We start from the raw sequence: 3,809 nt of genomic DNA on the forward strand, positions 1-3,809 counted from the left end.
GATCCGGGCGGCGTCGTGGTGCCGGGAGGTGGCGGGGACGTCGTCGAGGACGCGGACGGCGGCGTCCCGGTCGCCGCTCGCCAGATGCCCGCGGGCCAGTCCGAAGGCGGCGGCGGTGTGCGCGAAGTCCCGCTTCCACACGGCCTCGTAGCAGCGCATGGCGCGGGCGGTGCGCCCGGCGCGCTCGGCGCAGTAGCCGAGGGCGAGCTTGGGCACGTACTCGCCGGGCAGCGCCCGGTGTACGGCGTCGAAGCGGTCGCCGGCCCGGTCCGCCTCGCCCTTGCTGAGGTGGAGCACGCCGCGGTGCCAGGCGATGCGCCAGTCGTGGGCGGCGCGTTCGCCGAGCTGGGTCTCGGCCTCGGCGAGCCAGGTCTCCGCCGCGCGCCGCTCGCCGCGTCTGAGGTAGGCGCGGCACAGCCACAGCGCGGTCTCCGGGGTGCCGAGGCGCGATTCGCGGTGCCACTGCCGGTCCACCCGGTCGGGCGCGTCGGGCGGGAAGGCATCCAGCAGCAGGGCGGCGCCGTCGCCGGGGTCCGGGATCGGCTCGGGAAGGGCGCCGGCGACCTCGGCGGGCGAGGGCGGCGAGACGTCCAGCCCGGCCGGCCGGTCCCCGGGACGGGCGGTCCAGTGGTCCAGGGCGGGGATCGCGCCGAGGCCGGCGTCGAGGCTGGCGCCGGTGGCGCGGAACCGGGTGGAGCTCTCCGGCAGCTGCTCGCCGAACTGCAGCGAGCGGAACTCGCGGAGCACTTCCCACAGTTGGCGGGACATCTCGGCCGCCGAGCGGAACCGGGCGCGGGGTTCGGGGTGGGTGGCCCGGTCGATGAGGTGGCGGAAGGAGTCGGGCGCGAGACCGCGGGCCGGTTCGGTGGCGCGGGCCAGGGCCTGCAGGGTCATGCCGACGGTGTAGAGGTCGCTGTCGACGTGCCAGCCGCGCCGGTCGATCTCCTCCTTGGGCGGGGCGAACGTGGCCGTGTACACGTAGGCGGAGGTGCGGTCGCCGATCGCGCGGACCGCGCCGAGGTCGATGACCTTCACCGCCCGCCCGAAGTGGATGACGTTGGCGGGCTTCATGTCGCAGTAGAGCAGGCCGCGTTCGTGCATGTACTCCAGGACGCCGAGGATCTTGCAGCCGTAGGTGAGGACGTGGTCGAGGCGGGGGCGGCCGTGGAAGAAGCGTTCGACGTCGTCGGCGTCGAAGAGCTGCTGGAGGGAGCGGCCGCCGATGTAGTCCATGACCAGGTAGCCGGTCGGCGCGGCGCCGGGGGCCTGGTGTTCGGCGTAGGTGATGATGCGGACGATGTCCGGGTGGTGCAGGTCGGTGAGGGAGCGGCGCTCCTCGACGGCGGAGCGGCGGGCGAGCGCGTCGTTGGCGTTGATCTGGCCCTTGAGGACGACCCGGTGGCCTTCGGCGCGGGTGTCCTCGGCGAGGTAGACCCAGCCGAGGCCGCCGTGGGCGAGGCAGCCGAGCACCTTGTAGTGGCCGGCGACCACGTCGCCCTTGGCGAGCTGGGGCAGGAAGGAGTAGGGCGTGCCGCAGCGCGGGCAGCGGCCGGTGACACGGGCGGGCTGGCCGCCGTAGCCGATGCCGATGGTCATGGTGCAGCCGTTCGCGCCGCAGCGGCGGCCCTCGGTGGGCGGGCGCGGGTCGTCGATCAGCACGTCGTCGGGGACGGGGACCTCGGGCAGGACGACCAGTCCGTGCTGGTCGAGTTCGTTGACGCCGGCGACGGCGTGCACGGCCGGCGGGCCCGCGCTCTTCTCGGCGGCTCTGTCCGGGGGCGCGGCCGGTGGTGCGCCACGGGACTCGGGGCGCGGTTCGGCGTACCGGTGTCCGCAGGTGTCGCAGAAGCCCGTGCCCACGATGTGGCCCGCGCAGCCGGGCCGGATGCACGCGGTCACGACGTGCCCTCCTTTCCGGGTCCGGTCGGTGTCGTCGGTGCCGTGCCGGCGCAGAAGCCGATGAACCGTTCGACGGCGGCCTCGGCGCGCTCGACGTCGCAGGGGGTCTGCCGCAGCAGGGACAGGGCGTCCTCGTAGAGCCGGTACGCCTCCACCACCCGGTCGCCGTCCGCGGCGGCCCGCCGCCGGAACAGCGGCCACTCGGCGCTGACCCGGCCGCGGAGTTCCTCACAGCGGCGCAGGCGGGCGTCGAGGACGCCGAGGGCCTGTTCCAGGCGCTGCCGGCGGCGGTCGGCGGCGTCCTCGAACGTGAACAGCAGGTCCGCGCGGCGCGGCGCCCGCTCCTGCTCCGAGCTGTGCGCGACCCAGGCGCGCAGCATCCGGGTGCGCCGCACGCCGGCCTCGGCCTGGTCCATCAGCGGCCCGGTGCCGGGCCCGGCGCAGACGCGGTCCCGGCGGGTGTCGAGCGCCGGGCCCAACTCGTCGACGATCCGGTCGAGTTCGGCGCCGAGGCGGGACCAGCGCTCGCGCAGCGGGCGGTGCACGAGCGACTCGGCGGCCTGTGCCGCGAGCCCGCCGCGGCGGCGGAAGACCATCAGCAGGCGGGCGCCGTGCCGGGCGAGCCGGTCCACCAGGGCGAGCAGGGCGTCGGGGTCGGCGGAGCGGTCGACGCCGACCAGGACGGCGGCGAGCGGGACGCGCAGCCCGCCGAGCCGTTCGGGCCGGGGGTCGTCGCGGATGCCGAGGCGTTCGGCGATCCGGTCCATGACCTCGGCGGCGGTCAGTTCCTTGACGTCCAGCGCGAGATCGTGGGCACCGGCCGGGGGCACGGTCTCGGGCGGGTCGTGGCTGAAGGCGCTGGTGTTGCGCTGGGTGCGCAGCTCCCGGTCGGCGAGGGTGACGGCCCGCTCCAGGGTCCAGGCGCGGTCGCCGCGGGCGGGGACGACGGTGACGAGCACCGGCCAGCCCTCGCCGCGGAACCAGCCGGCGAGTTCGGTGGCGAACGGCACGTCGAGCCGGCCGGCGGTGCGGGACGCGCCGGTGCGCAGCCGCGGGTCGACGGCCTCGGCGCCGTCGGTCCAGGCGGCGACCTGGGGAAGGTGGCTGAGGATGGTCTCGGTGGGGCTCATGTGGCTGAACGCGGACGGCGTTCCCTCGTCCACGCTGAGGACGATCCCGATGACCTGGTCGGTGGCGTGGTCGACCACTCCGCCGCCGCTGAAGCCGGGGGCGGCGATTTCGCCCGGGGTACGCGGGCGCAGCTGCACCCGGCTGTCCGGGCCGCGGGCGGCGACCAGGGTGGCGCCGTGCCAGCGGCCCTCGTCGTCGCCGTCCGGGAAGCCGTACATGTCCACGGGTCCGTGCGGCGTGGCGAGCCGGTGGAGCCGGGTGGTGTACTCGGCGGGCAGGGGCTCGGCCAGGCGCAGCAGGGCGAGATCGCCGCTGCGGCCGCCGAGGCCGTCCTCGCACTCGGGCACGTGCTCGTCCGCGCGGACGGTCGCGGTGACGGCGCCCTGTCCGGGCACGCCGACGAGGCGGACGACGTAGCCCAGTCCGGGTGTGACGACATGGGCCGCGGTGAGCACCCGGTCCGGGGCGAGCAGCACCCCCGCACCCAGCACCCGTCCGTCCGGCTCCTCGATCCGCGCGATCCAGGACGGTGTCCGTAACCGCGACTTGACGGCTCGCTCCCCCGTGCGCGTCATGCCGCCGAGGTTACTCCGCGTACCGCTCCGGTACCACTGATGTGCACGGGGTCGTGCCGGATGTACGGGAGCCCGGGCGAGCGGGTGCGGCGAGGCGCCCTGGGGGCGGGTGGGGCGCTGCCGGCAGGTCGTGGTGCCGGGCGCCGGGCGTGCGGTGCGGTCAGCACGTCCTGCTCGCGCGTCGGCCGAAGCCTCGTACCGACG

Annotated in this window: 2 protein-coding genes; both read right to left on the minus strand. The window is 75.8% G+C overall.

Annotated elements, in window-relative coordinates; genetic code table 11:
- A partial coding sequence (locus ACLU3S_RS36160) for a tetratricopeptide repeat protein (protein WP_413956214.1) occupies positions 1-1,899 on the minus strand: 1,899 nt, incomplete at its 3' end.
- Positions 1,896-3,605, minus strand: a complete 1,710-nt coding sequence (locus ACLU3S_RS36165; RefSeq protein WP_413956215.1) for a trypsin-like serine peptidase — start codon at positions 3,603-3,605, stop codon at positions 1,896-1,898. The genes ACLU3S_RS36165 and ACLU3S_RS36160, both read right to left, overlap by 4 nt.
- Between the last annotated feature and the right edge of the window lie 204 nt (positions 3,606-3,809).

Source organism: Streptomyces sp. AF1A (assembly GCF_047340315.1).
Lineage (GTDB): Bacteria > Actinomycetota > Actinomycetes > Streptomycetales > Streptomycetaceae > Streptomyces.

What these genes read in the sequence shown, in the direction of transcription:
- ACLU3S_RS36165 (WP_413956215.1), bottom strand. Translation starts at nt 3,605, where the DNA reads ATGACGCGCACGGGGGAGCGAGCCGTCAAGTCGCGGTTACGGACACCG.